Genomic DNA, 230 nt, shown 5'->3' with positions numbered 1-230 from the left:
GCCGGAAGAAACAGCCATGGCCAATGCCATCGAGGCCGCCATCAATTCGATTTTTGCCAGCAGCCTGACAACCGTGGTGGGCTTCCTGGCCCTGGTGTCCATGAAGTTTAACATCGGGTTCGACATGGGCCTGGTGCTGGCAAAGGGAATCATTTTCAGCCTGATTACCGTGGTATTCTTAATGCCGGCCATGATCCTCAAGTTCACGAAGTGGAATGACAGGACCAGGC

At 53.9% G+C, this 230-nt stretch carries 1 protein-coding gene; it reads left to right on the top strand.

The annotated features are described in order from the left end of the window. On the top strand, positions 1-230 hold a 230-nt coding region (locus LK536_RS59230), incomplete at both ends, for an MMPL family transporter (protein ID WP_506092393.1).

It is taken from the genome of Clostridium pacaense, assembly GCF_020709765.2.
GTDB classification, from domain to species: Bacteria; Bacillota; Clostridia; order Lachnospirales; family Lachnospiraceae; genus Enterocloster; species Enterocloster hominis.
This window is presented reverse-complemented; position numbering and strand designations above follow the sequence as displayed.